The organism is Bradyrhizobium sp. USDA 241 (assembly GCF_049739505.1).
In the GTDB taxonomy this organism is placed as follows: domain Bacteria; phylum Pseudomonadota; class Alphaproteobacteria; order Rhizobiales; family Xanthobacteraceae; genus Bradyrhizobium; species Bradyrhizobium liaoningense.
Map to the genome: position 1 here is coordinate 829,484 of NZ_JBMGPZ010000002.1, position 26,674 is coordinate 856,157.

Sequence of the window (26,674 nt, forward strand, 5' to 3'; positions counted from 1 at the left end):
GCCGCGCTCAGAACGGGCTGACCGGCGCGAGCCGCCGGCCGTCGATCATGCGCTTGTGGCTGTAGGCGGCGGGATCGACCAGCGGCGTTGCGCCGGTCACGATGTCGGCGGCGAGCTTGCCGGCCGCGGGGCCGATGCCGAAACCGTGGCCGGAGAATCCGGTGGCGAGGAAGAAGCCCGGCAGCGCATCGACCGCCGAGATCACGGGGATCGTATCCGGCGTGCAGTCGATCGTGCCGCCCCAGGCTTCCGCGATCTCGATGTCCTTCAATTCCGGATTCGACTTGATCAGCGCGGCCAGTGCCGAATTGACCAGCGACATGTCGGGTGCGGGATCGCGCACGCGCTCGGCCTCGAACGGCGACGGCTTGTCGAAGCTCCAGCTGGTCCCGCGCATGAGCTGGTCGAAGAACGACTTGCCGAACGACAGCTTCAGGCCGTTCTTGCGATGCTGATAGGTCGGCCAGAAGGTCCGGGCGTAACGCAACAGGTCCGGCGACAGCTCGACCGTGCCGCGGTTGCGCAGCGCCAGCGTGAAGCCGCCGTCGAGGCGGCGACGGATGCAGTAGAAATCGGTACCGAGCGCGCCCGACGTGATCTCAGGCCCCGGCGTCGTCCGGCACGCGGTGGCGTTGACGAGACCGATCGGCAGCTCGATGCCATGGCGGCGGCAGAACAGTGACGACCACGCGCCGCCCGCCAGCAGAACGGATTGGGTGCGGATCGTGCCCTTCTCGGTGACAACGGCGCTGACGCTGCCGCCGGTCGTCTCCAGCCCGCGCGCGGCGCAGCCCTGATGGATGGTGACGCCGTGCTTGCGCGCGGCGGCCGCGAGCGCGGGCACGGCCATCGACGGCTCGGCGCGGCCGTCGCTCGGCGTGTGCAGGCCGCCGACCCATGTGTCGGTATTATCAGGCATGCGCTCGGCGACCTCCGCCGGCGTCAGGACGGTGGAGTGGACCTGCATCTCGCGCGCGACCGCGGCCCAGCGCTCCCAGCTTGCAAGCTCGTCCTTGTTCTTGGTCAGGAACAGGACGCCGGTGCGGCGGAAGCCGGCATCGACTCCGGCATCGTTCTGCATGTCCTCCCACAGCCGCAGCGCCTCGCGCGCGAGCGGGATTTCCTCGCGGGCGCGGCCCTGCTGCCGGCACCAGCCCCAGTTGCGGCTGGACTGCTCGCCGCCGACATGGCCCTTCTCGACCAGTGCGACCGAATGGCCCTTCTTCGCCAGATGATAGGCCGCGGATACGCCGATGACGCCGCCGCCGATGACGACGACATCCACCTGCTGCGGCAAGCGTTCGTCGCTGTTGATACGGTTGAGCGGCGGGGACATGGGGCACTCCTGGCATTCAGTTCGATCGAGCTCTTGCTCGTCATGGGATGTTCATTCGCGGATCGAGCGCGTCGCGCAGGCCGTCACCGAGGAAGTTGAAGCTGGTGACAGCCAGCGTGATGGCAAGGCCCGGCGCGATCGCAAGCCACGGCGCGCTGGTGAGATAGATCTGCGCGTTGTTGAGCATGTTGCCCCAGCTCGCGGCCGGCGGCTGGATGCCGTAGCCGAGATAACTGACATAGGATTCGAGCAGGATCGCTTTCGCGACGTTCAGCGTCGCCGCCACCACGATCGGCGCGATCGCGTTGGGCGCGAGCTCGCGGAACATGATCCGCAGGTTCGACGAGCCGAAGGCGAGCGCGGCGACCGCAAACTCGCGTTCCCGCAGCGACCGCACCTGGGCCTCGACGACGCGGGCGACGGCCATCCAGGCCGTCGCCGCGATCAGCACGGTGGTGGTGACGAGGCCGGGCTCGGTGAGCGCGGCCAGCGCCAGCAGGAGGAAGATGGTCGGAAAGCACAAGACGGCATCGACAAGCCGCATCAGGACCGCACCGACCACGCCGCCATAGAAGCCGGCGAAGGCGCCGACGGCAATTCCGACCGCCATCGCGATCACCATCGCGACGATGCCGATCGAGAGCGAGACGCGACCGCCCATCATCAGCCGCGCCAGCACGTCGCGGCCGAGTTCGTCGGTGCCGAGGATATGCGCGCCCGACAGCGGCGGCGCAAACCGCTTCATGATGTCGATATAGGTGTCGTCGAACGGCAGCAGATAAGGGCCGAGCGCCGAACCGAGGACGAGAACGAGGATGATCACCGCGCCTGCGAGCGCGAGACGGTGGCGACGAAAACGACGCCACGCGGCCTGGCCGGGCGCAAGCTGAACGGTGGAGATGGTCGCAGCCGTCATCGCTAGCCTACCCGGATGCGCGGATCGACGACGGCATAGAGGATGTCGGCGAGCAGCGAGCCGATCAGCACCATGGTCGCGGAGAACATCAGGATGCCCATCACCACGGGATAGTCGCGATAGCCGATGGAATCGAGGAACAGCCGGCCCATGCCGGGCCAGGTGAACACGGTCTCGGCGACCAGCGCGCCGCCGAGCAGCGTCGGAAACTGCAGGCCCGCCACCGTGATCATCGGCAGCAGCGCGTTGCGTAGCGCATGGACAGTGAGGATGCGCCACTCGGGCATGCCCTTGGCGCGCGCGGTGCGGATGTAGTCCTGGTTGATCACCTCGAGCATGGAGGAGCGCATGAAGCGGCCCCACATCGCGGTTTCGACCAGCGCCAGCACCATTGCCGGCGCGATCAGATGATGCAGCAGGTCGAGGAAGGAGCCGTCGCCGATGGTCTGCCTGTTGCCGGCCGGCAGCCAGCCGAGCTTCACCGAGAAGACGTAGATAGTGACGAGGCCGAACCAGAAGGTCGGGATCGACAACGCGATCATGGCACCGACGGTAGCGAGCGTGTCGAACAGCGAGTAGCGGCGCAGCGCACCCAGCACGCCGATCCAGCAGCCGAGCAGCACCGCGATGACCGTCGCCGTCGCCATCAGCTCCAGCGTGGCGCCGAGATGCGAGGAAATCACCGACAGCACCGCCTCGCCGTCGCGATAGGAGCGCCCCCAGTCGCCCCGTACCATGCGGCCGAACCAGTCGAGATATTGGATCGGCAACGGGCGATCGAGCCCGAGCTGCCTGGTGACGCGGTCGAGATCCTCCTGCGTCATCTGCCCGGAGACGGCGAACTGCGACAGCGGGCCGCCGGGCGCCAGGTGCAGGATGGCAAAGCCGATCGCCGAGACGATCACCAGCAGCATGATCGCCTGCGCCAGGCGGTTGACGACGTAACGGGCCATCTCAGGCGATCCAGCGGGCGTGAGACATCAAGCCCAGTACCATTCGCGGATGTTCCAGCAGTTGATCGAGGTATTGATGTTGGGGCGGAAGCCTTGCAGCCCTTCCTTCACGCCTTCGGCGATGAAGCCCTGGAACAGCGGCAGGATGGCGAGATCGTTGCGGATCAGCTTTTGCAGCTCGCCATAGGTCGTCTTGCGCTGGGCGAGATCGAACTGCCTGGCGCCGTCGGCGAGCAGGCGATCGGCCTCGGGGTTCTTGTACTGATAGGTGTTGTAGCCGCGGCCGCCCTTGGCAGGAATGGCGCCGGAGCCGAAGCGCGGCGTCACGTCGGGGTCGCTGCCCAGCATGAAGTTCACCGACACCAGCACCGAGTTGAACTTCGATTGCTGCCAGAAATCGCCCCAGATCACGGCGGCCGGCATGTTGTTGACGCGCATCGCGGCCCCGATCGCGCGCCAGTCCTGGATCAGCAGCTGCTGGGTCTGCTCGCGCACCGCATTGCCCGACGTCGTCGAGTTGGTGAATTCGAGCTTGACGCCGCCCTTTTCGCGAATGCCACCGGCGCCGCGGACCCATCCTGCCGCATCGAGCAGCGCATTGGCCTTGGCGGGATCGTATTTGTGCTGCGGCAGGCCCTGCTGGAACGACCAGGCCTGCTGCGGCACGAAGCTCTCGGTCTGCGTCGGCAGGCCGTAATAGAGTGCATCGATGATCGCCTGCTTGTTGATGGCGAGGTAGAGCGCCTCGCGCACGGCGCGGTCGGCGAAGGGACCGAACTCCAGATTGGGCGCGATATGCTCCACCGAAGAGGTCGAGGAGACGAAGACCTTGCGGCCTTTCAGTGTCTTCGCCTCCTGCACGAAGTTCGGCAAGATGCCTTGCAGGCCGGTGTAATCGACCTGGCCGGTGCGGAACTGGGTGTAGAGCACGGTGAGGTCGGGGATGTACTTGAAGACCACGCGTTCGACGTAAGGACCCTTGCCGTGATAGCCGGTGTGGGCATTGAGCAATATGTGGTCGCCCGGCACGCGCTCGCCCCAGCGGAACGGCCCGGTGCCGACGGGCGCATTGTGGAAGGGCGAGGCGTTCGGATCGGACACCTTCTCCAGGATGTGCTTCGGCACGATGAAGGTCAGCGATCCCAGGATCGACATGTAGGGCGAATACGGCGCTTCCATGCGCCAATGGATTTCGTCGGGCGCGACGACCTTGATGTCCTTCACAAGGCTGTGGCCGACGCGGCTGCGCGCGCGGAAATTGGGATCGTTGATCAGCTCGAGCGAGAATTTCACGTCCTCGGCCGTGAATGGCGTGCCGTCATGCCATTTCACGTCGTTGCGCAGCTTGATCTTCCAGGTCAGGCCGTCCGCCGACAGGCCGCCATTCTCGATGGTCGGGACTTCGCGGGCGAGGTCGGGAACGAAATTGCCGGCGGGATCGATGAACCAGAGCAGCGAGAACACCTGCCACCAGACGCCCTGGTCGACCTCGATGCCCGGCATCAAGGGATGAAAGACGGTCGGCTCCTGCGACAGCGCCGCGATCACCTGGCCGCGCGGCTTGTCCGGCGGATTGGCGGGTCGTTCGGTCTGCGCGAAGGCGCTGCCTGAAAGCGTCCATCCCGCCGCGGCCCCCGCGCCTAGCTGGAAGAATTGACGGCGATTCGGAATGCCGAGATGCAGTGCCCCAACGCCGAGCTTGCCGGTGTCGCCTGCCATGACCACTCTCCGTTGTCGCACGCGGCACCGTCTCCCGCGCCCCCGAGACCCCGGCAAAAGGGACAGGAGTGGGCTTTAGTGCTTCTAAATTATTGTGCCAAAATTTCATCACGACTAAATACAGCTGTCAATCAGATTGCTAGTGTGCGCAATCTTTTCACTCTGATTGAAGCTCCGACCGATGTGGTCGCGGGCAGATGATGCATTGGGAGAGCGACATGGACGGTCGCGGCGGCACGAACGGCCCCAAGGATCTCGCGACGGCCGAGCCCGATGACGCGGTCGACCAGCGTCTGGGTGAAACCGTGCGGCTGCTGCGGCAGCGCGCCGGCCTCTCGATTCAGGACGTCGCCAACAAGACCGGCCTCTCCACCGGCATGATCAGCCAGCTCGAACGCGCGCGCGCCATGCCGTCGATCCGCACGCTGCGCCTGCTCAGCATCGCGCTCGACGTTCCCATCTCCTATTTCTTCGAGAGCAGCGATCCGGCCGACGTGCCGCGCTACATCGTGCGCAAGACCAACCGGCGGCTGCTGCGTCTCACCGCCAGCGGTGTCGTCAAGGAAGCACTGACCCCGGAAGGCAAAGGCCAGCTCGAACTCTACGAGCTCACGCTCAATCCCGGCGCCTCCTCCGGCACGGACTTCCTGCAGCACACCGGCGAGAAGGCGGGCTACATCCTCTCGGGCAGCCTGCGGCTGTGGCTCGACAACCAGGCTCACCTGCTGGAGGCCGGCGACAGCTTTCGTTTTCCAAGCATCGTGCCGCACATGTTCGACAACCCGACCCAGCAGGTGGCGCGCGCAATCTGGGTGACGACGCTGCGCGAAGATCGTGGGCCGCAGTCGCAAGATCGGTAAGTCAGCTCATCCTTCGCCGCAGCGTTGCCGACGGCGTCTCGCCGAATTTTTCGCGGTAAGCGCCGGCCATGCGGCCGAGATGGGTGAAGCCGAGATCGAAGGCGAGGTCGGCGATGGAGACACCGGCGGAGGCCTGCGCGAGGCGGGCGTGGAGGCCGGCGAGCCGCATGTCGAGCAGCATCTGAGAAATGGACACGCCGAAGTGACGGCGGAAGCCAAGCTGGAGCGCGCGGATGCCGATGCCGGACACGCAGGCGAGCTCCTCGAGATCGAGCGGCTCGCCGGCATTGTCCGCCAGATGGTCGCGCGCGACGCGGAGCGCACGCGGCAGGCGCTCGGCCTGCCCTGAGAACGTCCGGATCGCATCCGACAGGCCATGCCGCTGCCCATTGAGGAGATGATCGAGCAGCAGTTCGCGCCAATCGGCCATCGCGGCCGGCGAAAGCCTTCCCGATGGCCCGAGCCGCTCAGCAAGCGTCATCAGCCCGGCGAGGCTGGTCTGCAAGGCCCGCCCGGCCGGCGCGTCCAGGTCAATCGCGGGATCGAACTCGACCACCCCGGCCGCCCTGCCCGACAGCGCCGCCGCGCGCTGCTCGACCATGCGGCGGTCGAGCAGCAGAATCGCTTGCGCGCAGTCAGCCCAGATCATCCGGGTCGGGACGGTCGGCGACAACAGCGACGCCGTCCGGTCCGGCGCGACGTCGAGCTCGCTGACGCCGGCACGAATGTGGGCGCTGCCCGCAAGCGGGACCTGCACCAGGAAGAAGCGCTCGAGGCAGCCGGGATCGATGCCGACCGATCCGCCATAGGCCACGTAGTTGATGGAGAAGCCGTCGAAATCAGCGCAATTGTGCCGGGCGGAGAAGCCGTCCGCCCGCGCCTGCGCCGGCTTGAGATCGTGCGGACAAAAGATACGTCCGATCTGCTCGGCCGCTTCGTCGACGTCATCCGTGGTGACGCGGGCGAAGGCCGCAAGCCGCTCGGCTGCGGGCGCCATCGCGTTCGTTTCCAGCACGGCTGCGGACATCGTCGACCACGCTTCGCGTCACGGAATTGCTTTAAGCCTATAATAGTTCACCAGACGCGAAAAGGGGTGCGCCATGAAATCGCCCGTGCTGCATGGCAACAGGCCGTATCCGGATTCGTTGCGGATAGACAAGCGGCCCCTGGCCGGTCGACGCTCCGTCCCCGCCGGTATCCATGAGGAGGTGAGCATGACTGCACTCGAAAAGGGCATTACTGCAAACGGCACGGGCTATGGCGGGAAGAGCTGGAATATCCTGGGCCAGGTCTATTTCCCCAAGGCCGTCACAGACTCCACCTTCGCGTTCGAGACCAACAGCGATCCCGGCCAGTTCGTGCCGGTGCACATCCATCCGACCCAGGACGAGTTCATCCTGGTGCAGGAAGGCACGCTCGACCTCAAGCTGGACGGTCAATGGGTCAAGGCCCATGCCGGCGACCTCGTCCGCATGCCGCGCGGCATCCCCCACGGCTATTTCAACAAGTCCGACAAGCCGTGCCGCGCGCTGTTCTGGGTCTCGCCGATGCAGAAGCTGGAGGTGCTGTTCAACCAGCTGCACAATCTGACCGACCCTGCCGAAGTCGTGCGCATCTCGGCGCTGCACGAGGTCGACTTCCTGCCGCCCGAGGCCAACGACTAGGCGATCCGCCTTCTCGTCCACTTTCATCTGCTTGCAGCTCGGCCGGCCGCGCCTTGCGGCCGAACGTGGCCGCTTGCGCGAAACACACTGATTGCGAGCCATCCCATGGTCAACCCCAAGCAAGTCTGCGTGATCGGCGCCGGCGTCTCCGGACTTGCCGCCGCAAAAGCGTTCTCCACCCGCGGCCACCGCGTCACCATCGTCGAGCGCAGCGGTGATCTTGGCGGCGTCTGGGAGGCTGCGCGCTCCTACCCGGACGTGCAGACCCAGAGCCCGAAGGAGCTCTACCGCTACACCGATCGCGCCATGCCGGCCACCTATCCGGAATGGCCGACCGGACCGCAGGTCCATGCCTATCTCGCCGACTATGCCAAGAGTTTTGGCCTCGATCGCATGCTGCGCCTGAACACGGAGGTCGCCGGCATGGAACGGCGTGCCGACGGCAAGCCGGGCTGGACGCTGGCCCTGAAGCACAAGGACGGCACGAGCACGAGCGAGAGTTTCGATTTCATCGCGGTCTGCACCGGCCAGTTCAACGAGCCACGTGAGCTGCATTGTCCCGGTGAGGACGGCTTTCTCGCACAGGGCGGCCAGATCCTGCATTCGTCGAAATACGGCGATCCGGCGCTGGCGAAGGGACGCCGCGTCGTCGTGCTCGGCGGCTCGAAGTCGGCGACCGACATCGCGGTGAACGCGGTGAAATCGGGCGCGCGCGAGGTGACGATCGTGATGCGCGAGCCGGTGTGGCGCATTCCCTATTTCATCGGCGGCCTCGTGAACTTCAAGCGCATCCTCTACATCCGCGCGCAGGAGGAGATGTTTCCGGGCTGGGGCGCGAGTGCGATGGCGCGGTTCGCTCACCGCATCGCGGCGCCGCTGGTCTGGGCGAACTGGCGCGGGCTGGAGAGCCTGTTGAAGGCCCAGCTCAAGCTGAAGCAATGCAAGATGGTGCCGAACGAGCGGATCGAGGACGGCATCAACTGCTCGGTGCCGATCGCAACGCCCGGCTTCTATCCGATGGTCGCCGACGGCCGCATCAAGGCGGTGTTCGGCACCTTCGACCATTATGAAGGCGACAGCATCGTGATGAGCGGCGGCGAGCGCGTCGGTGCCGACGTCGCGGTGCTCGCGATCGGCTACAAGCTCGGCGTGCCGTTCCTTCCCGAAGCTTACAGGCAGAAGCTGGTCGATGCCGACGGACAGTACCGGCTCTACCGCCTGATCGCCAATCCAGATCTGCCGGAGCTCGGCTTCGTCGGCTTCAACTCGTCGTTCTGCACCGTGCTCTGCGCCGACCTCGCCGCCAACTGGCTGGTGCGCTATGCCGACGGCCAGCTTGCCAACCAGCCGACGGCGCAAGCGATGCGCGACAACATCGAGATGATGCTGCACTTCAAGCGCGTCGAGCGGCCGGCGGCGGGCGTCTATGGCGGCCTGTGCGTCGCGCCCTATCACTACCGCCATTTCGACGAGCTGATGGCCGACATCGGCGCGAAGAACCAGAAGCGCGGCGGGCTCGCAGGCCGCTTCCTGCCTCCGGATGCGGACGACTACGCGAAGTTCCTGGCTTCCGCGCCGGAGTACCCCGTGACGACGTGAAGGCTGGCAAGTTGCCCCCGACCCGAACTCGCGGCTCGCCAGGCGAGGCCGCAATGCCTACGATTCCCGGAGCCGATTCGACCGGCCCGGGAGCCCGCGATGAAACCAAGACGTCACGCCGCCGCGATTGTCGCCGTGCTTGCCCTGCTTCTCGCGGCGCCTGCCATGGGACAAGGTGCGCTCACGGCCAGGCAATCGGAGGCGCTTGCCGCCTATGATCGCGCGCTCGGCGATTTCAAATCCATCCTCGCCGAGCGACGGCGCCAGATCGAAGCGAAGCAGCCGCTGCCGAACCTGCCGGGACAGGCGCTCTACCTCGCGCGCGTCGCCGTCATCAGCAGCTACAAGGATCTCACCGACGCCATGCCGTCGCGGATCGGCCGGCCCAACAAGTTCGAGATTCCGCCGGCCTATTTCGATGCCGACATCGAGCCGCTGGTCGACGAATACGGAAAGCTGTTCGACATCATGGAGGCACCGCCTGCCAGCGCGCAGGACTCGCCGACGCCGTTCAAGGACGTCGTCGATCTCGCCGTTGCGATCGCGCGCGCCAAGGGGCTGGCGCCTGAACATGCCGAGACTGCGGGCCGCATCAGCCTCGGGCTGTTCTTTGCGGAGACCAATGGCAAGCAGAATGTCCGCAATGCGCGCTCGAACACCTATATGGGCAGCTTCCAGACCGGCCCCTCCGAAGACCGCAACGGCCAGAGAAAATGGGAAGCCATCAAGGGCGAGATCGCAGCGATCGATCCGGCGCTGAGTGCGCGCGACGACAAGGAAGAGGCCCGGGCCCGCGGCACCGATCACCGCTTCAACCACTGGACCAACGTGCGCAACGGCCTGATGAACGCGCACGCCGATCTGTTCCGTGAGATCCCTGGAATCGTGAAGACGCTGCCTAACCCGATCGACCAGATGAAGCTGTTCGAGCTGATCCAGATCGTGCCGACCCCGACCAGGTCCGCGCTCAAATCGGGCGATCTCCTGAACTATGGGGTCTCCAGCCCCACGATCATGAAGCACCTGCGCAACAACAGCATCTTTGCATTCGGGCGGGCCGACCGGGCGCGCAGCTCCGCAAGCTACCGCGAGATCCTCGCTGCCATGTGGCTGTTCAACCGGAAGTTCGAGCGCGCGATGGCGAAATACGCGGAGATCAGGCCGCGCTGATGGATCGGTTGCAACCGCCACCTGACGTTGTAGTCTCTCGATCTCATCAGAGACACGGACCGTTACATGCGCGTTCTCATTCTCGGCGGCAGCCAGTTCCTCGGACGCGCGATCGCAAGCCATGCTTGCGCGACCGGCCATGACGTGACCTGCGCTGCCCGCGGCCTTGCGGGGCCGATTGCCGCGGGCGCGCGCTTCGTACGGATCGACCGCGACGTCGCCGGCGGTCTTGCGCCGCTCGCGGGCGAGACATTCGACGCCGTGGTCGATGTCTCGCGTCATCCCGGCCAGGTCCGCAACGCGGTCGCCGCGCTGAAGCGGCCGGGCGTGCATTGGACCTTCGTATCGACGATCAGTGTGTATGCGGACAACCGCATTCCGGGGCAACGGGCCGACACGGCGCCGCTGCGCGAACCCATTGCGACGGAGATCGAGCACAGCACCGACGCGATCTACGGCGCCGCCAAGGTGGCGTGCGAGCAGGCGGTCGGCAACGACGCCTTCATCTGCCGGGCCGGCCTCATCGCCGGGCCGGAAGATCCGACCGGGCGGTTCGCGTACTGGCCGGCGCGGCTGGCGCGCGGCGGCGAGGTGCTGGCGCCGGGATCGCCGGAGGACGCCATCCAGTTCATCGACGTGCGCAACCTCGCGCAATGGATCGTGCATGCGGCAGAGATTCGCCTCACCGGAATCTATGATGGGATCGGGCCAATTCGCACGCGCGGCGAATTCCTGGCCGAGTGCGCATCCGCGCTGAACCCGTCCTGTACCTTCACTTGGGTCGATCGCGCCTTTCTGGATGCGCATGACGTGCGGCGCTGGGCCGGTCCGCGGTCATTGCCGATGTGGCTGCCCCTGCCCGACTTCGCCGGATTCCTGACACGCGACACCTCGCCGGCGCGCGCGGCCGGACTGATCTCGCGACCACCGGCAGACACCGCGCGCGACACGCTTCATTGGCTCCACGCCAGCAACGGCCCGGTCATCGGGCTTACCGCCGATGAGGAGCGGGACGTGCTTGCGGCCTGGCATGCGCAAGGGGCGGCTGCGACCCGGATCTAGCCCCATCGCGCCGATGGACCATGCCATCCCGATCGGTGAGTCAGGCCATCATTGTCGTGGGCCTTGCGCTGCGTGCCGTTGGTCGTGGTCGGGCCGCTTTTGATACAATTGTGGTCGATCGTGCACTCGGTGCGAAGCGGTTTGCCACGACAAATCCGCCAAAGGCCACATTGCACCTTGCGCTGCAAGGCCGGTGACTGCCATGGCTATGGTGTTCCACGGCCAGTCATTTGTTGCTAGCCTGCCGCACCGACAGACACTCATCGGGGACCACCGAATGACCTCAGCGAATCCCGTATTTCCCGCACGGCGCAATGGAGTGTGGCGACATATCGGGCGGGGACTGGCCATCGCGGCATCCATGGCCGTGCTCGCCGGCTGCGAGGACAAGAACACGTTCGTGGCCCCGCCGCCGCCCAAGGTGGACGTCGCGACGCCGGTGCAGCGTCCGGTGACGCGCTACATCGAGGCCACCGGCAACACCGCTCCGATCAAGAGCGTCGACCTGGTCGCACGCGTGCAGGGCTTTCTGCAAACGATCGATTATCAGGACGGCACTTTCGTGAAGCAAGGCACCCAGCTGTTCACGATCGAGCCTGAGACCTACAAGCTCAAGCTTGAGCAGGCGCAGGCGGCCGAGGCCGGCGCGCAGGCCTCGCTGCGGCAGGCGGAGGCGGACTACAAGCGGCAGGCCGAGCTGGTGCAGCGCCAGGCGGTCTCGCAGGCGACGCTCGACACCTCGACTGCCAACCGCGACAACGCGCAAGCCAACCTCCAGCAAGCCCAGGCCAACACCAGGCTCGCCGAAGTCAATTACGGCTACACCAAGGTCACCGCGCCGTTCGACGGCGTCGTCAGCGCGCACATGGTCTCGATCGGCGAGTTCGTCGGCGTCTCCTCGCCGACTCAGCTCGCGACCATCGTCGCGATGGACCCGATCTTCGTGAACTTCACCGTCAACGAGCAGGACGTGCTGCGCATCCGCGCCGAAGCGGCGCGCCGCGGACTGACGCCGGCCGACCTCAAGCAATTACCGATCCAGATCGGACTCCAGACCGAGACCGGCTATCCCCATGCGGGCCATCTCGACTATGTCTCGCCGACTCTCAACCAATCGACCGGCACGCTGGCGGTGCGCGGTCTCATTCCCAATGACAAGCGGGTGCTGCTGCCCGGCTACTTCGCGCGGGTCCGCGTGCCCTTCGACCAGGAGAAGAACGCCCTGCTCGTCCCCGATACCGCACTCGGCAGCGACCAGGGCGGCCGCTATCTGCTGGTGGTGAACGGCGACAACGTCGTCGAGCAGCGCAGGGTGCAGATCGGCCCCGTCGACAACGGGTTGCGCGTCATCGAAAGCGGCCTGAAGCCGGAGGACCGCGTCGTGACCGCGGGGCTCTTGCGCGTCATCCCGGGCCAGAAGATCGACCCGCAAGCATCGACCAGTCTCAGGCCTCGGCCAAGTGAGGGGCTGCCAGCCATGATCTCGAAATTCTTCATCGAGCGGCCGGTCCTCTCCAACGTCATCGCGCTTCTGATGATCCTGATCGGCGGCGTCGCGCTGTTCAACCTCGCCATCGCGCAATACCCCGACGTGGTGCCGCCGACGGTGCAGGTCACCACGCGCTATCCCGGCGCCAGCGCCAAGACCGTGATCGACACCGTTGCCTTGCCGATCGAGCAGCAGGTCAACGGCGTCGAGGACATGCTCTACATGCAGTCCTACAGCGGCGCGGACGGCACCTACACGCTGACCGTGACATTCAAGATCGGCACCGACCTCAACTTCGCGCAGGTGCTGGTGCAGAACCGCGTCTCCAGCGCATTGTCGCAATTACCGCAGGCGGTGCAGAACCAGGGCGTCACGGTGCAGAAGCGATCGACCTCGATCCTCCTGTTCGTGACGCTGACCTCGCCGGATGCGCGGTACGACAGCCTCTTTTTGAGCAATTACGCCACCATCAACATCCGCGACGAGCTCTCGCGCCTGCCCGGCGTCGGCAACGTCACCGTGTTCGGCGCCGGCCAGTATTCGATGCGGGTCTGGCTCGATCCGAACAAGCTGCAGGCTAGGAGCCTGGTGCCGCAGGACGTCATCCAGGCGATCCAGCAGCAGAGCCAGCAGGTCTCGGCCGGCCAGGTCGGCGCGCCGCCGACGCCGCCGGGCCAGGCGTTCCAGTACACGCTCAACGTCAACGGACGGCTCGAGGACACCAGCCAGTTCGAGAACATCATCGTCAAGTCGGGCAGCAGCGGCGACGTCACCCGCGTGCGCGACGTCGGTTGGGTCGAGCTGGGCGCGCAGACCTACAGCCAGATCTTCTCGCTCAACAATCAGCCGGCCGTCGGCATCGGCGTGTTCCAGTCGCCCGGCGCCAATGCGCTCCAGGTCGAACAGGCCGTCGAGAAGAAGATGGCCGAGCTCGCCAGGCAATTCCCTGAGGGCATCAAGTACGACACGCCGTTCGACACCACCAAGTTCGTCGAGGCCTCGGTGCACGAGGTCTACATGACGCTGATCGAGGCCGGCCTGCTGGTGCTGGTCGTGATCCTGGTGTTCCTGCAGGATTGGCGCGCGATGCTGGTGCCGGCAACGACCGTGCCCGTCACCATCATCGGCGCCTTCGCCGCGATGGCGGCGCTCGGCTTCACCATCAACATGTCCACCCTGTTCGCGATCGTGCTCGCGATCGGCATCGTGGTCGACGACGCCATCGTTGTGGTGGAAGGCGCCGCCCACAACATCGAGCAGGGCATGAACGGCCACGATGCCGCGATCAAGGCGATGGACCAGCTGTTCGCGCCGATCGTCGGCATCACCCTGGTGCTGATCTCGGTGTTCCTGCCGGCCTCGTTCCTCGCAGGACTCACCGGGCGCATCTATTCACAATTCGCGCTGGTGATCGCCGCAACGGCGCTATTGTCCGCCATCAACGCGGCGACCCTGAAGCCGACGCAATGCGCGCTCTGGCTGCGGCCGACAGTGCCGCCGCAGCAGCGCAATTTCTTCTATCGCGGTTTCAACGCGGTCTATGACCGCGTCGAGCGCGGCTATACAAGGCTGATCACGTTCCTCGTGAGACATGCCACCATCTCGGTCGCGTTCGCTCTGCTGATCATCGGAGCGAGCGCCTACGGCCTGTCGCGGGTGCCGACCGGCTTCCTGCCGATCGAGGATCAGGGCTATCTGATCGCAGCGGTGCAATTGCCCGACGGCGCGGCGCTGGAGCGGACGCAAGCCGTGCTCGACAGGGCAAGCGGGCTGATCAAGGATACACCTGGCGTTGAGCAGGTCATCACCATCGCCGGCATCTCCGCGCTCGACAACAGCGCGAGCCTCGCCAATGCCGGCGTCGCCTACATCATCCTGAAGGACTGGGACGCGCGCAAAGGACCCGGCGAGGATCTGCGTTCGCTGGTCTTTGGACTCAACGACAAGCTCGCGACCATCATGGAGGCGCGCACCATCGTGCTGCCGCCGCCCCCGATCCAGGGCATCGGCAACGCCGCCGGCTTCTCGATGCAGGTCGAGCTGCGCGACGGCAACAGCGATTTCGCCAAGCTGCAGGCGATCACCGCGGCGGTGGTCTCCAACGCCCAGAGCCAGAGCGCACTGCAGCGCGTGCAGTCCTCATTCCGCTCCTCGGTGCCGCAATTCAACGTCGAGATCGACCGCGTCAAGACCCAGACGCTGCACGTCACCACCGATCAAGTGTTCTCGGCACTGTCGACCTATCTCGGCTCGTCCTACGTCAACCAGTTCAACAAGTTCGGCCGCGTGTTCCAGGTCTACACCCAGGCCGATTCGGCATTCCGCGTCACCGAGCGCGACATTGCCAACATGCAGGTGCGCAACTCCAACGGCGACATGATCCCGATCGGCACCGTCGCCAAGATCACGCCGGCCACCGGCCCGTCGCTGATCAGCCTCTACAACCTCTATCCGTCTGCGACGGTGATCGGCCTGCCGGCGCAGGGCTACTCCTCGGGCCAGTCGCTGAAGCTGATGGAGGAGATCGCCGACAAGACGCTGCCGCCGGGCACCGGCTTTGAATGGACCGCGATGTCGTATCAGGAGAAGGCGGTCTCGAACCAGATCTACTGGGTGTTCGGCCTCGCCATGCTGCTGGTCTATCTCGTGCTCGCCGGCCAGTACGAGAGCTGGTACGCGCCGATCTCGGTGATCCTCGCGGTGCCGCTGTCACTGCTCGGGCCGATGCTGGTCCTCTCCGCGCTCAAGATCGACAACAACCTCTATTGCCAGATCGGCCTCATCCTGCTGATCGCACTCTCGGCCAAGAACGCCATCCTGATCGTCGAGGTCGGACTCGAGCTGCACGGCCGCGACGGCAAGCCGATCATCGAATCCGCAATCGAGGCCGCGCGCGCCCGCTTCCGCCCGATCCTGATGACGTCGTTCGCCTTCATCCTCGGCGTCGTCCCGCTGGTGCTCGCCACCGGTGCCGGCGCCAGCGCGCGCAAGTCGATCGGCATCACCGTGTTCTCGGGGATGCTGGCCTCGACCTGCCTCGCGGTGCTGTTCGTGCCGGCCTTCTTCGTGGTGGTGCAGCGCTTCGAGAACTGGCGGGCGTCGAAGAAGGCACCGAAGGCGCAGCCGGTAGCGGCGGTGAAATCCTAAAGTCCGTTCGACCGAACAGCGGCGCGGCGCGTTCGGTGTAACCTCTCCCGCTTGCGGGAGAGGTCGGCGCTTAGCGCTGCTTGCGGTGGGTCGAGGGTCAAAAAACGAAAAGTGCGAAAACAACCCCATGCACAGTAGGGATGGGGTTGAAAAACCTCGCGAAAATTTCGGCCTTACCGAAGTGACTTGCGCCGTCGGGCAAAACACTGGCAGAATGGCATCATGGGTGGCATGCGTGACGTGGCGACGGTTCGCTGTCATTGCTGCGAGTGCAGCGAAGCAAGCCAGGGCCCCTCCGCGGCACCTTCATCGCCACGCTCCTCGCAAATGACGAGTGGGGAAAGTCCCGGCCCTACGCCACGCTCGTGCCCCGGACGCAGCGCAGCGCCACTTCGGCGGTGCGCTGCAGAGCCGGGGCCCATGCGACACGGGAAATTCGCGGCCTCTGGGTCCCGGATCTGCGTCCGGGACACGAGAGCAGTGCTTCCTCACACCGTTTGCGGCGTCCTGATCTCGCGCGGCAGGATCAACGCGGCGGCGATCGCGAGCAGGCAGAGGGCGGCGAAGGCGCGCAGCATGGTGACGAAGCCGCCCTGATCGTACAGCCAGGCGACCAAGCCAACGGAGGCGCCGGCCGCGGTGAAGCCGACGAAATAGCGCACCGCGTAGGCGCGCGAGCGCCACTCCTCGGTGGTGTACTTGCCGACCATGGCATCGTTCACCGTGACCTGACCGAACGCGCCCATGACGATGCCGATCGAGACCAGGATCAGCGGCAGGTTGCTCAGGCTGGCGGCCAGATACAGGAACGGCGCCAGCATGAAGGACAGCGGCAACGCCACAGTCTTGAGCGAGTAGCGGTCGAGCAGCCGGCCGATCGTGTACTGCGTCATCGCGCCGAACACGTAGACGCAGGCAGCGATCAGGCCGAGCAGCGCCGGGCTCTTCGTCAGGTCCGCAAGCCGCTCCGCAAACAGTTTTGGCAGCGCCACGGTGACCGCGTTGAATGTCGTAGAGATCGCGATCACGACGATCAGCAGGGCCAGGATCACGCGCCACATGTCCTGCCTGGCGACGCGGGCCTGCGCCGCCGCCTGCTTCGAGCCCTTGCGGTCCTCGTGCACGACCGTCATTGCAAACGCGATGCCGATCAGGATCGTGACCACGCCGGGAACGATGAAGGCGAATCGCCAGCCGAGATATTGGCCGATCACGCCGGTGACCAACGCCGAGGAGGCGACGCCGAGATTGCCCCAGACGCCGTTCAGCCCCATCTCGCGGCCGAGCTTCTCGGCATAAGATACGATCATCGCGGTGCCGACGGGGTGATAGATCGAGGCGAAGATGCCGATCGCGAGCAGCGCCGCGCCGAGCTGCACCGGGGTCTGCACGAAGCCGACAGCGATCATGGAGGCGCCGATGCCGACGAAGAAGATCAGCATCATGTGGCGGCGGCTCCAGCGGTCCCCGAGCCAGCCGGTCAGCAGCGAGCCCGCGCCGAAGGCAACGAAGCCCGGCGTCGCGTAAGGCAGGAGTTCCGAATAGGCCATGCCGAGCGCCGGCCCCATGATGATGACGGCGGCGGCGAAGATCAGCATCGAATAATGGTCGATGAAATGGCCTGCGTTGACGAAACCGATCACCCGGCTGGGGCTGTTCATACGAATCCTCTCCTGCTCCGAAATGAGTTATATGTCGTGCCCATGACGGGATGCCGCCAATGACTGTCTTGGAAACGCCAATCTTGGAAACGCCAATCCTGCGGGAGGTCCGGAGCAATCACCGCTCGCCCGCGGGCGTGCACCTGGTCGCCCGCGACTATCCCAGGGGCATGCGGATCGAGCCGCACCTGCACCGCGAGGCGTAGCTGATCTATGCGGCCAAGGGCACGATGCAGGTGACGACGCCGGGGGGACGCTGGCTGGTGCCGCCGGACCGGGCGGTCTGGGTGCCGGCCGGGCTTCAACATGCCATCGACCTGCTCGCCGACATCGAGATGCGCACGCTGTATTTCGACCTGCCCTGGCTCAAGCGCGAAAAGCGCTATGAGGGATTGACCAGGGAATTCGTGGTCCGGGTGTCGCCGCTGCTGAACCAGGCGATCCTGGCACTGTTCGACGCGCGCAATACGGAAGAGCGGACCGAGCTGCTGGTGCGCCTGGTGATGCTGGAGTTGCACCAGGCCGAGGATTCCACCACCTTCGTGCCGCTGCCGCGCGAGCCGCGCTGCCGCCGCGCCGCCATGATCGTGCTCGACGACCCCACCGGCCTGCACGACATCGACACGCTGGCGCGCGAGGTCGGAGCCTCGGCGCGCACGCTGTCGCGGTTGTTCTCGAGCGAGACGCAACTGAGCTTCAAGAGCTGGTGTCAGCGCGCGCGGATCGCCTCTGCGATCCAGCGCCTGTCGACGGATGCGGGCGTGTCGGTGAAGCAGCTCGCCACCCAGCTCGGCTATGCCAGCGTGCCGGCATTCTCGGCCGCGTTCCGGCAGGTGACGGGACGCACACCGACGGAGTTTGCGAAGGGGTGAGGAACACTCTGGATGGCGCCAGCACAATGAACGCAGGGGCCGTCATGCCCGGGCTCGTCCCGGGCATCCACGTTCTTTGTGCTGCGTGGCAAGGCGTGGATGGCCGGGTCAAGCCGGCCATGACAGAAATTGACTGCGGACCGATCATGACACAGCACAAAAATGGCGCTTGATTGTGATCGGCTTCCGCCTAAATCCCGTGTAAGCTTCCACAACGCACAAACCGGAATTGAAAAGTCCAGATGGCCAATGCCTTCTTCTCCGACCTGCTCGCCACCATCTCCGAGCGCGGCCGCACGCTGCTTCGCCGCGGGGACTCCGCCGATACCAGGCGGGACGCCGATGGGCTGATCGAGCTTTGCGATGCGTTGCTGTCGGGCCGGGGCGAAGCCTCCGGCACCGCGATCGCGCGTGAGGTGCTCGACATCTACCGGGAGTTGGATGCGGCGGGACGCCGCTCCTTCTTCGAGGGACTGGTGCGCGATTTCGGCCCCGATCGGGAGCGCCTGTCCAAGGCGATCGAGAAATGGCGCGCCAAGCCCAGCGACGAGGACGCAAGCTCGCTGCACTTCGCTTCCGAGCCGCGGCGGCAGGAGCTGATCCGCCGCCTCAACCGTGCGCCCGGCGGCACCGGCGATCTCGTCAACATGCGCGCCGATTTGCTCGGCATGATGAACGGGCACACCGATCTCGCCGCGCTCGACCGCGACGTCTCGCACCTTCTCTCTTCGTGGTTCAACAGGGGGTTTCTCGTGCTGCGCAGGATCGACTGGTCGACCCCGGCCAACATCCTCGAAAAGATCATCCGTTACGAAGCCGTGCATGAGATCAGCGACTGGGACGATCTGCGCCGCCGCATCGATCCGGTCGACCGCCGCTGCTACGCATTCTTCCATCCTGCGATGGTCGACGAGCCCCTGATCTTCGTCGAGGTGGCGCTGACCGAGACGATACCGGGCGCGATCGCGCCCCTGCTTGCGGTCGACCGCAAGCATCTGCCGATCGAGCGCGCGCGCACCGCCGTGTTCTATTCGATCTCCAATACCCAGCGCGGCCTTGGCGGCATCTCCTTCGGCAGCTTCCTGATCAAGCAGGTGGTGGAAGAGTTGCGCCGCGAGCTGCCGAAGCTCGACACCTTCGTGACGCTGTCGCCGGTGCCCGGCTTCATGGCTTGGGTGAAGCAGGACAAGGACCTGCCGCTGTCGGACGAGGATCGCGAGGTGCTGAAGCGTCTCGACGAGCCCAAATGGTTCGAGAGCCCCGAGACGGCGGCGCTGCTGCGCAGCGTGCTGGAGCCGCTCGCGGCGCATTATTTCCTCAAGGCACGCACGTCGAAGGGCCGGCTGATCGATTCCGTCGCGCGCTTCCATCTCGGCAACGGCGCAAGGCTCGAGCGCATCAACTGGCTCGGAGACCTCTCGCCGAAGGGCCTGCGCGAGTCGGCCGGCGTCATGGTCAACTATCTCTACCGCCTCGACGACATCGAGAAGAACCACGAGGCCTACGCCAATGACGGCGAGGTGGTCGCGTCGAGCGCCGTGAAGAAGCTGCTGAAGAGCGAAGGACGGCGGCTGCTGGACATGCGGCTGTCGTAGGGGGCCTCAGACGACGCGCCAGAGACGGTGTCTTCGCCCGGCTTGATCGGGCGATCCAGTATTCCAGAGGCCGGTGTTGAAGAGCTCGCTCTCCCCACATCCGCCGCGGCGTACTGGATGCTCCGGTCAAGCCGGGGCATGACAGCGGAGGGTTTGGCGCGGCCTTCGTGCCCGCAGTACGCTCAGCCCCTACTCCGCCAGCGCCTTCATCTCCTTGTAGAGATCCGACTTGCCTTCGAAACCGATGCCTGGCAGCTCCGGCATGGTGATGTGGCCGTTCTCGACGCGGACACCGTCCGGGAAGCCGCCATAGGGCTGGAACAGGTCGGGATAGCTTTCGTTGCCGCCGAGACCGAGGCCGGCGGCGATGTTGAGCGACATCTGGTGACCGCCATGCGGGATGCAGCGGCTGGGTGACCAGCCGTAGGTCTTCAAGACCTCGAGCGTGCGCTGGTACTCGCACAGGCCATAGGACAGCGCGCAGTCGAATTGCAGCCAGTCGCGGTCGGGACGCATGCCGCCGTAGCGGATCAGGTTGCGGGCGTCCTGGTGGCTGAACAGATTCTCGCCTGTCGCCATCGGGCCCGGATAGAATTCGGCGAGCGCAGCCTGCAGCGCGTAGTCGAGGGGATCACCGGCCTCCTCGTACCAGAACAGCGGATATTCGCGCAGCATCTTGGCGTAGGCGATCGCGGTCTCCAGATCGAAGCGGCCGTTGGCATCGACGGCGAGCTGCGCGTCCTTGCCGATCTCCTTCAGCACGGCCTCGATGCGGGTGCGGTCTTCCTCGATCGGAGCGCCGCCGATCTTCATCTTCACGACGTTGTAGCCGCGGTCGAGATAGCCGCGCATCTCGCCGCGCAGCATCGAGAGATCCTTGCCGGGATAGTAATAGCCGCCCGCGGCATACACGAACACGCGCGGATCGGCGGTGAGGCCGTGACGTTCGGCGAGCAGGCGAAACAACGGCTTGCCTGCGATCTTCGCCACCGCATCCCACACCGCCATGTCGAGAGTGCCGACCGCGACCGAGCGCTCGCCATGACCGCCCGGCTTCTCGTTGGTCATCATCGCGCCCCAGACCTTGTCGGGGTCGAGATTGTCGCCGGCCGCATCCAGCAGCGAGTTCGGATCGGCTTCGAGGATGCGCGCGGCGAAGCGCTCGCGGATCAGGCCGCCCTGCCCGTAGCGGCCGTTGGAGTTGAAGCCGTAGCCGACGACGCGCTTGCCGTCGCGCACGACATCGGTGACGACGGCGACGAGGCTCGTCGTCATCTTCGTGAAGTCGATATAGGCGTTGCGGATCGGGGACGAGATCGGCTTGGTGATCTCGCGGACGTCGACGATGCGGACGGACATGGGGTTGGCTTTCTCGCGGGCTTTCTCCTCGTCATGGCCGGGCTTGACCCGGCCATCCACGTCTTGGCCGCCTCGAAGAACGTGGATGCCCGGGACAAGCCCGGGCATGACGGCGCCGCTTGTTGCGCGCGCTCAGCTCAAACTACTTCTTGTCCCTGAAATACGGCTCCACCGGTCCGTGCACCTTGATGGTCAGCGGGTTGCCGTGACGGTCCTTGGCGTTGCCGGCGGTGACGCGGACCCAGCCTTCGCTGATGCAGTACTCCTCGACATTGGTCTTCTCGATGCCCTTGAAGCGAATGCCGACGTCGCGCGCCAGAATGTCCGCGTTGTAATAGGGGCTGTTCGGGTCGACCGAGAGGCGGTCCGGAAATTCGTCGCTCATGATTGTCTCGCTCACAACAGGGTCTCGATTTGCTGCCGCAATCCTTCGGGCCGTGCAGTCGGCGCGTAGCGCGCGACCACCTTGCCGGCACGGTCCACCAGGAATTTGGTGAAATTCCATTTGATGGAGGCGCCGAGAAGGCCGGATTGCTGATGTTTCAGGTACTCATAGAGAGGATGAGAGCTGGCCCCGCAAATTCGGACAGTAGCTTGAGTGGATTTTCTGCCTGACAGCGGCGAGGATTCTTGCTGCGAATCAGGAGCGAAGATGACGAAGAAGAGCCGCCGGACGCATTCTCCGGCATTCAAGGCGAAGGTTGCTTTGGCTGCGGTCAAAGGCGACAAGACACTGGCGGAGCTGGCGCAACTGTTTGATGTTCATCCGAACCAGATCACGATCTGGAAAAACCAGCTCCTGGAAGGCGCCGCCGGCGTGTTTGGGCATGACAAGACATCGGCCGAGACGCCGGTCGATTTGAAGGCGTTACATGCCAAGATCGGCGAGCTGGCGTTGGAAAACGATTTTGTGTCCGGCGCGCTCACCAAGGCGGGCCTGCTGAGCGCAAAGCGATGATCGACCGCGATCATGATCTTTCTATCGTGCGCCAGGCGAAGGTCCTGAAGCTGGCTCGCAGCACGGTCTACTATGAACCTCGGCCAGTTTCGGCCGAGGACCTTGCCTTGATGCGTCGGCTCGATGAGCTGCATCTCGATTATCCCTTCGCGGGAGCGCGTATGCTGCGATCGTTGCTGCGGCGGGAGGGCGTATACGCCGGTCGCCGCCACATCGCGACGCTGATGAAGCGCATGGGGATCGAGGCGGTCTATCGTCGCCCGAACACGAGCAAGCCGCAAGATCTACCCGTACCTGTTGCGCGGATTGAAGATCGAGCGGCCCGACCATGCGTGGGCAATGGACATCACCTACATTCCGATGCGGCGTGGCTTCGTCTATCTCGCGGCGGTCGTCGATGTGTTCAGCCGACGGGTCCTGGCCCATCGCGTCTCGATCACAATGGAGGCGGCCTTCTGCGTCGAAGCGGTCCAGGAGGCGTTGGCGAAGCACGGCAGGCCCGAGATTTTCAACACGGATCAGGGCAGCCAGTTCACCAGCCTCGAGTTCACCGATGTGCTGCTGGACGCGAAGATCGCCATCAGCATGGACGGCAAGGGCGCCTGGCGCGACAACGTGTTTGTCGAGCGGCTCTGGCGCACGGTCAAATACGAAGAAGTATATCTCCGCGCCTACGACAGCGTGTCCGAGGCGCGAGCGTCAATTGCCAAGTATCTGGCCTTCTACAATCAGGGACGCCCTCACTCGAGCCTTGACGGGCGCACGCCCGACGAGGCTTACTTCGGCACGCAAGCTATGGTGATGGCCGCATGACCGTCGCCGACGGTTTTGTCGTCGCTCTGGTCGGGCTACGCCCTCCCGACGCAACGACAAAACCGTAAAGCCCCGCGTTCAGCATAACCCGGCAGGAATCCACTTAAATCCAGCGGGGCGCTGTCCAAACAACCGGGGCCAGCTCTGCGCAATCCAACGCAACACGCAGCGCGAGATCCTTTTGGTCCGCGGTGCAAACGACGAAGGCCCGGCGACAGCCCAACCGCTCCAACTCTGGCGCGACCTCGCGTACCCTCCCGGAACCGAACAGCACACGTGCCGGATTCGAGACGTAGGCGAAAGGAGAGATGCCCGTCACTGCTAGAGCTTTGCCCCACGAAGCCATGCGGCACCGCGACCATAGAGCTGTTCTACCTCTTCGCCCTTGAGGCCGGGCATGTCCGGTTTAACGGTGTAACCAATGCGGGTCTGCATATAGGCGAGATGACGGTAGCCTTCGGGAAAGCGAGCGAGCAAGGCGACGTCGAGTTCCAGCTTCGCCGCTGGCGAGACCGGATCGATTCTATCCTTCTCATAGATCGGCTGCCTCAGCACGATGCCCCAGCGATTGTTCCGCTTTTCCAGGAAATCATAAAAGCGGCCGGTGCAGACGACATCGCAGGTAACACCTTCAACATCGCCGCGCTGAGAGATTGTCATTTTGGTCTGCGAGATAGCGCGGCTTCCGCTGACCTCAATCGATATTCCACCGAGGAAATGCAGGATGCTGACGCCACGCGCCCAGCCCTCCTGGCTGACCAGGATGAACTCGTCGCCGCTTCCTTGAAACCAAGTCGCCATCATGCGTCCGTCAGGATGCCACACCTGTCGAAATCGCTCCCAATCGCCAGCGTCGCGCCAAACGACCCAGTTCTCGAGCAAATCACGGATCTGTCGGCGATCTGCCAACTGTTCGTCTGATTTCACTGCCGCATCCATGCCAAGTCACCACGTTCTTAAATGTGAACATATTCTTGTACCTGCACAAGGCGACGAATGTCAATCTTAGCGGGCGTCGAGTTCTGATCGCGCCGCCCGCGGGTTTACAAGGAGTTGCCGCAACAGATCATCCCGGGTCTGGATCAGTGCCTGTTCTGCTCTACGCTGCATTTCGGGATTAAATCGCGAGGCCGGAATTGCGACGTTGATTGCGCCCAGCGGTTCTCCGGCCGGATCGAGCACCGGAACTCCCATGCCGACGATTCCCGGGGTCCACTCCTCGAGCGAATATGCGATGCCTTTGGCACGGATTTTTTCGATCTCCTGACGCAGGACCTTGACCGAGTGAATTGTTTTTGGGGTCGCCCGCTCAAACTGCACGCGGCCAAGATATTCTTTCTGAAAGCTGCTCGGCATGTGGGCCAAAATTGCTTTCCCCCCGGAGGTCGCATAAAGCGGCGCCAAATCACCTAATCGCATATGGGTGACCAATCTGTGCGGTCCGAGAACTGTCGCCGCGACCTCAGCCTCATCGCCCCTCAGAAGGTTTAGCGCGCTGCTTTCGCCGGTCTTGTTCGTTAGCTCCGCCAGGAACGCTTCGGACTGGGTCGCCAGGTCACGCATCCGGCCCGCGCCCTGCGCCAGACGAAGCAATGCTTCGCCTAACCTGTATCCACGCCCGTTCGCCGTGACTTCGACATAACCGCGCGCAATCAGATTCTTCAGTAGCTGAGAAAGGCTGCTTTTCGGAATCCGCAACATGTCCGCAATTTCACTGTGCGACATTTCGCGTCCCGCGTGGGATAACAACTCGAAGAGATCGAGCACGCGATCGGCAGACTTGACTGCCGCCAGTCCCGTATCAGACATCAAAGACATCTCCAGTTCACATATATGAACCAATCTGTCATTCTGCCTTGTATGTCAACGCGATGCTGCCGGCGCCAAGATGGGAATGGTAGGAGCACCCGCCCACCGACGACCCGGACCTGCTAACGAGCCAACGGGTCAAGATATGCGCCTGCCCCTATTCCCCACGGTCAGGCGGCGGTTGACCATGATGCTCTCCATCGACGGCTGCCTCCTGCCTTAGCGAGCCGCCGGCGCTCCGACAACCAGGTTCTCCCGAAAGAACTCGATTTGGGCATCGAGCTGATAGAGCATCACGGCTTCACCGAGCTGGATCTCGCATCGCCGCGCCCTCGCCTGCTCCAAAAATGACGTCACCCGCGGCTTCATGACTACATCGGCAACCAACATCTCCGGTGACAGGAGCGCCGGATCCAACGGCAGAGGGTCGTCGGGTCGCATACCGAGAGGCGTGGCATTTACCACCAGGCTAAACCCGCTGGGATCAGGCGTATCGGCCGCGGTTACCGGGTAACCGGCCCGGCTCAACCGCGTGGCAAGCGCGCTGGCGCGGTCGGAGGAGACATCGAAGACGCGCACCGCTGCGCCAACCACAGCTAGTACCCGGAATCAGAGCTGAGTGATACGGCGGCCTTTGAAACGGCGTTGACGGACCTTTTTCTTGGTCCAGACGAAGGGCTCGGCTCTGTCGTTGTATGCGTTGACGTAGGCATCGATGTGTTCCTGAAGCTGCTTGAGGCTCGTGAAGGAGGTGCCGCTGAGCGACTGCCCCTGCAAGATGGAAAACCATACTTCGACCTGATTGAGCCATGACGCACTTGTCGGCGTGAAATGAAATTGCACGTTGGGGTGGGCCTTGAGCCAGTCCTCGTTCTTTTTATGGGTGTTGAGGTTGTCGAGGATGACGTGAAGCTTGCGGTTCGGAAAAGCCGCGGTGACGCTGTTCATGAAATCGAGAAACTCGACGCGGCGCCGGCGTTTTGAATGGGTCGCGATGATCTTTCCGGTGGCGACTTCGAGCGCCGCAAACAATGTTGTGGTGCCATGCCGCTTGTAATCGTGGCTTTGGCCGGTCAAGGCGCGGCCATTGGGCAACTTCAGATAACCCTGCGCTCGCTCCAAAGCCTGGATCGAGGGCTTCTCGTCCACGCACAGCACAATGGCCTTCGCCGGCGGCGCGACATAGAGGCCGACAACATCGGCGGCTTTGGCCGTAAAGTTCGGGTCGTTGCTCTCGCACCAGGACTTGCGAGCCACCAGGTCAATCTTGTGGCTGCGCAGGAACCGCCAGACATATTGGACATCGACATCGCCCAGCGCCTCGGCCAGCAGGGGGCCGGTCCAGCGCGCAAACCCTTGCGGTGGCGGCTTATCCAGCAGCTTCAGAATCCGCTTGTCGGTCGTCTTCGTATAGATCGGCTGCTTGCCAGGCCGCGGCTTGTCTTGCAGCCCTTCAAGGCCATGGTCGGCATAGCGATGCCGCCAAAGGCTGACAATCCGCGGCTGGACCCCAACTTCCTTGGCGATCGACCGGGTGCTGCGCCCATCCGCCGCCAACAGAACTATCCGCGCCCGCTTCAAATCGCGCTGCAACGTCACCGGTGAGCGACAGCACGCCTCAAGCACCTTGCGATCTTTCCTCGAAAGGTGGACTTCTCTTGCTTCGGGTATCATCCCGACCTTGAATCACGA

General features: G+C 64.5%; 22 protein-coding genes and 3 pseudogenes. 12 read left to right on the plus strand and 13 right to left on the minus strand.

All coding sequences use genetic code 11. The features are described 5' to 3' along the window. Positions 1 to 7 precede the first annotated feature (7 nt). The 4 genes from ABIF91_RS04850 to ABIF91_RS04865 are packed head-to-tail and all read right to left on the minus strand — an operon-like array spanning position 8 to position 4,924. The gene (locus tag ABIF91_RS04850; RefSeq protein WP_028180330.1) at positions 8 to 1,336 is read right to left on the minus strand and encodes an NAD(P)/FAD-dependent oxidoreductase; all 1,329 of its coding nucleotides are present in this window, start codon (positions 1,334 to 1,336) and stop codon (positions 8 to 10) included. A gap of 40 nt (positions 1,337 to 1,376) precedes the next feature. Then, positions 1,377 to 2,252, minus strand: a complete 876-nt coding sequence (locus ABIF91_RS04855) for an ABC transporter permease (protein WP_284283113.1) — start codon at positions 2,250 to 2,252, stop codon at positions 1,377 to 1,379. A gap of 2 nt (positions 2,253 to 2,254) precedes the next feature. Then, a complete protein-coding gene (locus ABIF91_RS04860) occupies positions 2,255 to 3,205 on the minus strand; it encodes an ABC transporter permease (protein WP_028180332.1) in 951 nt (316 codons plus the stop codon). A 27-nt stretch (positions 3,206 to 3,232) separates the two neighbouring features. After that, positions 3,233 to 4,924: a peptide ABC transporter substrate-binding protein gene (locus tag ABIF91_RS04865; protein ID WP_035672058.1), complete on the minus strand. Its 1,692-nt coding sequence runs from the start codon at positions 4,922 to 4,924 to the stop codon at positions 3,233 to 3,235. A 218-nt stretch (positions 4,925 to 5,142) separates the two neighbouring features. On the opposite strand from ABIF91_RS04865, the gene ABIF91_RS04870 reads away from it, so the two are divergent. Further along, positions 5,143 to 5,784, plus strand: coding sequence for a cupin domain-containing protein (locus ABIF91_RS04870; protein WP_028180334.1), 642 nt, complete (start codon positions 5,143 to 5,145; stop codon positions 5,782 to 5,784). Position 5,785: 1 nt separating this feature from the next. Here the strand turns inward: ABIF91_RS04870 and ABIF91_RS04875 are convergent, their stop codons facing one another. After that, positions 5,786 to 6,811, minus strand: a complete 1,026-nt coding sequence (locus ABIF91_RS04875; protein WP_424578778.1) for an AraC family transcriptional regulator — start codon at positions 6,809 to 6,811, stop codon at positions 5,786 to 5,788. Between the two features lie 187 nt (positions 6,812 to 6,998). On the opposite strand from ABIF91_RS04875, the gene ABIF91_RS04880 reads away from it, so the two are divergent. From ABIF91_RS04880 to ABIF91_RS04905, 6 genes and pseudogenes are all read left to right on the plus strand, one after another. After that, positions 6,999 to 7,448 (plus strand): cupin domain-containing protein, encoded by a 450-nt coding sequence (locus ABIF91_RS04880; protein WP_028180336.1) that lies wholly within the window; start codon positions 6,999 to 7,001, stop codon positions 7,446 to 7,448. Between the two features lie 105 nt (positions 7,449 to 7,553). Further along, positions 7,554 to 9,047 carry a flavin-containing monooxygenase gene (locus ABIF91_RS04885; protein WP_028180337.1) on the plus strand — a complete coding sequence of 498 codons (1,494 nt, stop codon included), beginning with the start codon at positions 7,554 to 7,556 and terminating at the stop codon, positions 9,045 to 9,047. A 99-nt stretch (positions 9,048 to 9,146) separates the two neighbouring features. Then, positions 9,147 to 10,217: a hypothetical protein gene (locus tag ABIF91_RS04890; protein ID WP_284283112.1), complete on the plus strand. Its 1,071-nt coding sequence runs from the start codon at positions 9,147 to 9,149 to the stop codon at positions 10,215 to 10,217. 66 nt (positions 10,218 to 10,283) lie between these two features. Beyond that, entirely contained in the window at positions 10,284 to 11,279 is a 996-nt protein-coding gene (locus ABIF91_RS04895) for an NAD-dependent epimerase/dehydratase family protein (RefSeq protein WP_424578779.1), read from the plus strand. A gap of 361 nt (positions 11,280 to 11,640) precedes the next feature. Further along, positions 11,641 to 12,696, plus strand: a pseudogene (locus ABIF91_RS04900) (efflux RND transporter periplasmic adaptor subunit); the annotation flags it as partial. Positions 12,697 to 12,756: 60 nt separating this feature from the next. Continuing rightward, positions 12,757 to 15,915: an efflux RND transporter permease subunit gene (locus ABIF91_RS04905; protein WP_028181179.1), complete on the plus strand. Its 3,159-nt coding sequence runs from the start codon at positions 12,757 to 12,759 to the stop codon at positions 15,913 to 15,915. 488 nt (positions 15,916 to 16,403) lie between these two features. Here ABIF91_RS04905 and ABIF91_RS04910 read toward each other — a convergent pair whose 3' ends face one another. Further along, a complete protein-coding gene (locus tag ABIF91_RS04910) occupies positions 16,404 to 17,576 on the minus strand; it encodes an MFS transporter (protein WP_028181180.1) in 1,173 nt (390 codons plus the stop codon). Positions 17,577 to 17,782: 206 nt separating this feature from the next. On the opposite strand from ABIF91_RS04910, the gene ABIF91_RS04915 reads away from it, so the two are divergent. Both ABIF91_RS04915 and ABIF91_RS04920 read left to right on the plus strand, forming a co-directional pair. Further along, positions 17,783 to 18,448, plus strand: a complete 666-nt coding sequence (locus ABIF91_RS04915) for an AraC family transcriptional regulator (RefSeq protein WP_424579082.1) — start codon at positions 17,783 to 17,785, stop codon at positions 18,446 to 18,448. A 242-nt stretch (positions 18,449 to 18,690) separates the two neighbouring features. Further along, positions 18,691 to 20,043 (plus strand): malonyl-CoA decarboxylase, encoded by a 1,353-nt coding sequence (locus ABIF91_RS04920; protein ID WP_028181182.1) that lies wholly within the window; start codon positions 18,691 to 18,693, stop codon positions 20,041 to 20,043. 189 nt (positions 20,044 to 20,232) lie between these two features. Here ABIF91_RS04920 and tarD read toward each other — a convergent pair whose 3' ends face one another. From tarD to ABIF91_RS04935, 3 genes and pseudogenes are all read right to left on the minus strand, one after another. Beyond that, positions 20,233 to 21,402 (minus strand): D(-)-tartrate dehydratase, encoded by a 1,170-nt coding sequence (gene tarD, locus ABIF91_RS04925; RefSeq protein ID WP_028181183.1) that lies wholly within the window; start codon positions 21,400 to 21,402, stop codon positions 20,233 to 20,235. Between the two features lie 142 nt (positions 21,403 to 21,544). Beyond that, the gene (locus ABIF91_RS04930; protein WP_029674077.1) at positions 21,545 to 21,787 is read right to left on the minus strand and encodes a DUF3297 family protein; all 243 of its coding nucleotides are present in this window, start codon (positions 21,785 to 21,787) and stop codon (positions 21,545 to 21,547) included. Positions 21,788 to 21,798: 11 nt separating this feature from the next. Beyond that, positions 21,799 to 21,972: pseudogene (locus tag ABIF91_RS04935) on the minus strand (glutathione peroxidase); the annotation flags it as partial. 28 nt (positions 21,973 to 22,000) lie between these two features. Here ABIF91_RS04935 and ABIF91_RS04940 point away from each other — a divergent pair. The 3 genes and pseudogenes from ABIF91_RS04940 (at position 22,001) to ABIF91_RS04950 (ending at position 23,173) form a co-directional block, all read left to right on the plus strand. Then, entirely contained in the window at positions 22,001 to 22,360 is a 360-nt protein-coding gene (locus tag ABIF91_RS04940; RefSeq protein ID WP_424578780.1) for a transposase, read from the plus strand. A 110-nt stretch (positions 22,361 to 22,470) separates the two neighbouring features. Continuing rightward, positions 22,471 to 22,563 (plus strand): annotated as a pseudogene (locus tag ABIF91_RS04945) (hypothetical protein); the annotation flags it as partial. A gap of 49 nt (positions 22,564 to 22,612) precedes the next feature. Then, on the plus strand, positions 22,613 to 23,173 hold the full coding sequence (locus tag ABIF91_RS04950; RefSeq protein ID WP_424579083.1) for an IS3 family transposase: 561 nt from the start codon (positions 22,613 to 22,615) through the stop codon (positions 23,171 to 23,173). A gap of 321 nt (positions 23,174 to 23,494) precedes the next feature. Here ABIF91_RS04950 and ABIF91_RS04955 read toward each other — a convergent pair whose 3' ends face one another. From ABIF91_RS04955 to ABIF91_RS04970, 4 genes are all read right to left on the minus strand, one after another. Beyond that, a complete protein-coding gene (locus ABIF91_RS04955) occupies positions 23,495 to 24,112 on the minus strand; it encodes a nuclear transport factor 2 family protein (RefSeq protein WP_028182330.1) in 618 nt (205 codons plus the stop codon). A 66-nt stretch (positions 24,113 to 24,178) separates the two neighbouring features. Next, positions 24,179 to 24,982, minus strand: coding sequence for an IclR family transcriptional regulator (locus ABIF91_RS04960; RefSeq protein ID WP_063829392.1), 804 nt, complete (start codon positions 24,980 to 24,982; stop codon positions 24,179 to 24,181). Positions 24,983 to 25,201: 219 nt separating this feature from the next. Beyond that, the gene (locus ABIF91_RS04965) at positions 25,202 to 25,561 is read right to left on the minus strand and encodes a shikimate dehydrogenase family protein (protein WP_424578781.1); all 360 of its coding nucleotides are present in this window, start codon (positions 25,559 to 25,561) and stop codon (positions 25,202 to 25,204) included. 30 nt (positions 25,562 to 25,591) lie between these two features. Further along, the gene (locus ABIF91_RS04970) at positions 25,592 to 26,656 is read right to left on the minus strand and encodes an IS630-like element ISRj1 family transposase (RefSeq protein ID WP_026192128.1); all 1,065 of its coding nucleotides are present in this window, start codon (positions 26,654 to 26,656) and stop codon (positions 25,592 to 25,594) included. Positions 26,657 to 26,674 lie beyond the last annotated feature (18 nt).

Bases quoted from the DNA above. Each gene is read 5' to 3' on its own strand.
- ABIF91_RS04850 (WP_028180330.1), bottom strand. From the start codon at position 1,336: ATGTCCCCGCCGCTCAACCGTATCAACAGCGACGAACGCTTGCCGCAG.
- ABIF91_RS04855 (WP_284283113.1), bottom strand. From the start codon at position 2,252: ATGACGGCTGCGACCATCTCCACCGTTCAGCTTGCGCCCGGCCAGGCC.
- ABIF91_RS04860 (WP_028180332.1), bottom strand. From the start codon at position 3,205: ATGGCCCGTTACGTCGTCAACCGCCTGGCGCAGGCGATCATGCTGCTG.
- ABIF91_RS04865 (WP_035672058.1), bottom strand. From the start codon at position 4,924: ATGGCAGGCGACACCGGCAAGCTCGGCGTTGGGGCACTGCATCTCGGC.
- ABIF91_RS04870 (WP_028180334.1), top strand. From the start codon at position 5,143: ATGGACGGTCGCGGCGGCACGAACGGCCCCAAGGATCTCGCGACGGCC.
- ABIF91_RS04875 (WP_424578778.1), bottom strand. From the start codon at position 6,811: ATGTCCGCAGCCGTGCTGGAAACGAACGCGATGGCGCCCGCAGCCGAG.
- ABIF91_RS04880 (WP_028180336.1), top strand. From the start codon at position 6,999: ATGACTGCACTCGAAAAGGGCATTACTGCAAACGGCACGGGCTATGGC.
- ABIF91_RS04885 (WP_028180337.1), top strand. From the start codon at position 7,554: ATGGTCAACCCCAAGCAAGTCTGCGTGATCGGCGCCGGCGTCTCCGGA.
- ABIF91_RS04890 (WP_284283112.1), top strand. From the start codon at position 9,147: ATGAAACCAAGACGTCACGCCGCCGCGATTGTCGCCGTGCTTGCCCTG.
- ABIF91_RS04895 (WP_424578779.1), top strand. From the start codon at position 10,284: ATGCGCGTTCTCATTCTCGGCGGCAGCCAGTTCCTCGGACGCGCGATC.
- ABIF91_RS04905 (WP_028181179.1), top strand. From the start codon at position 12,757: ATGATCTCGAAATTCTTCATCGAGCGGCCGGTCCTCTCCAACGTCATC.
- ABIF91_RS04910 (WP_028181180.1), bottom strand. From the start codon at position 17,576: ATGAACAGCCCCAGCCGGGTGATCGGTTTCGTCAACGCAGGCCATTTC.
- ABIF91_RS04920 (WP_028181182.1), top strand. From the start codon at position 18,691: ATGGCCAATGCCTTCTTCTCCGACCTGCTCGCCACCATCTCCGAGCGC.
- tarD (WP_028181183.1), bottom strand. From the start codon at position 21,402: ATGTCCGTCCGCATCGTCGACGTCCGCGAGATCACCAAGCCGATCTCG.
- ABIF91_RS04930 (WP_029674077.1), bottom strand. From the start codon at position 21,787: ATGAGCGACGAATTTCCGGACCGCCTCTCGGTCGACCCGAACAGCCCC.
- ABIF91_RS04955 (WP_028182330.1), bottom strand. From the start codon at position 24,112: ATGGATGCGGCAGTGAAATCAGACGAACAGTTGGCAGATCGCCGACAG.
- ABIF91_RS04960 (WP_063829392.1), bottom strand. From the start codon at position 24,982: ATGTCTGATACGGGACTGGCGGCAGTCAAGTCTGCCGATCGCGTGCTC.
- ABIF91_RS04970 (WP_026192128.1), bottom strand. From the start codon at position 26,656: ATGATACCCGAAGCAAGAGAAGTCCACCTTTCGAGGAAAGATCGCAAG.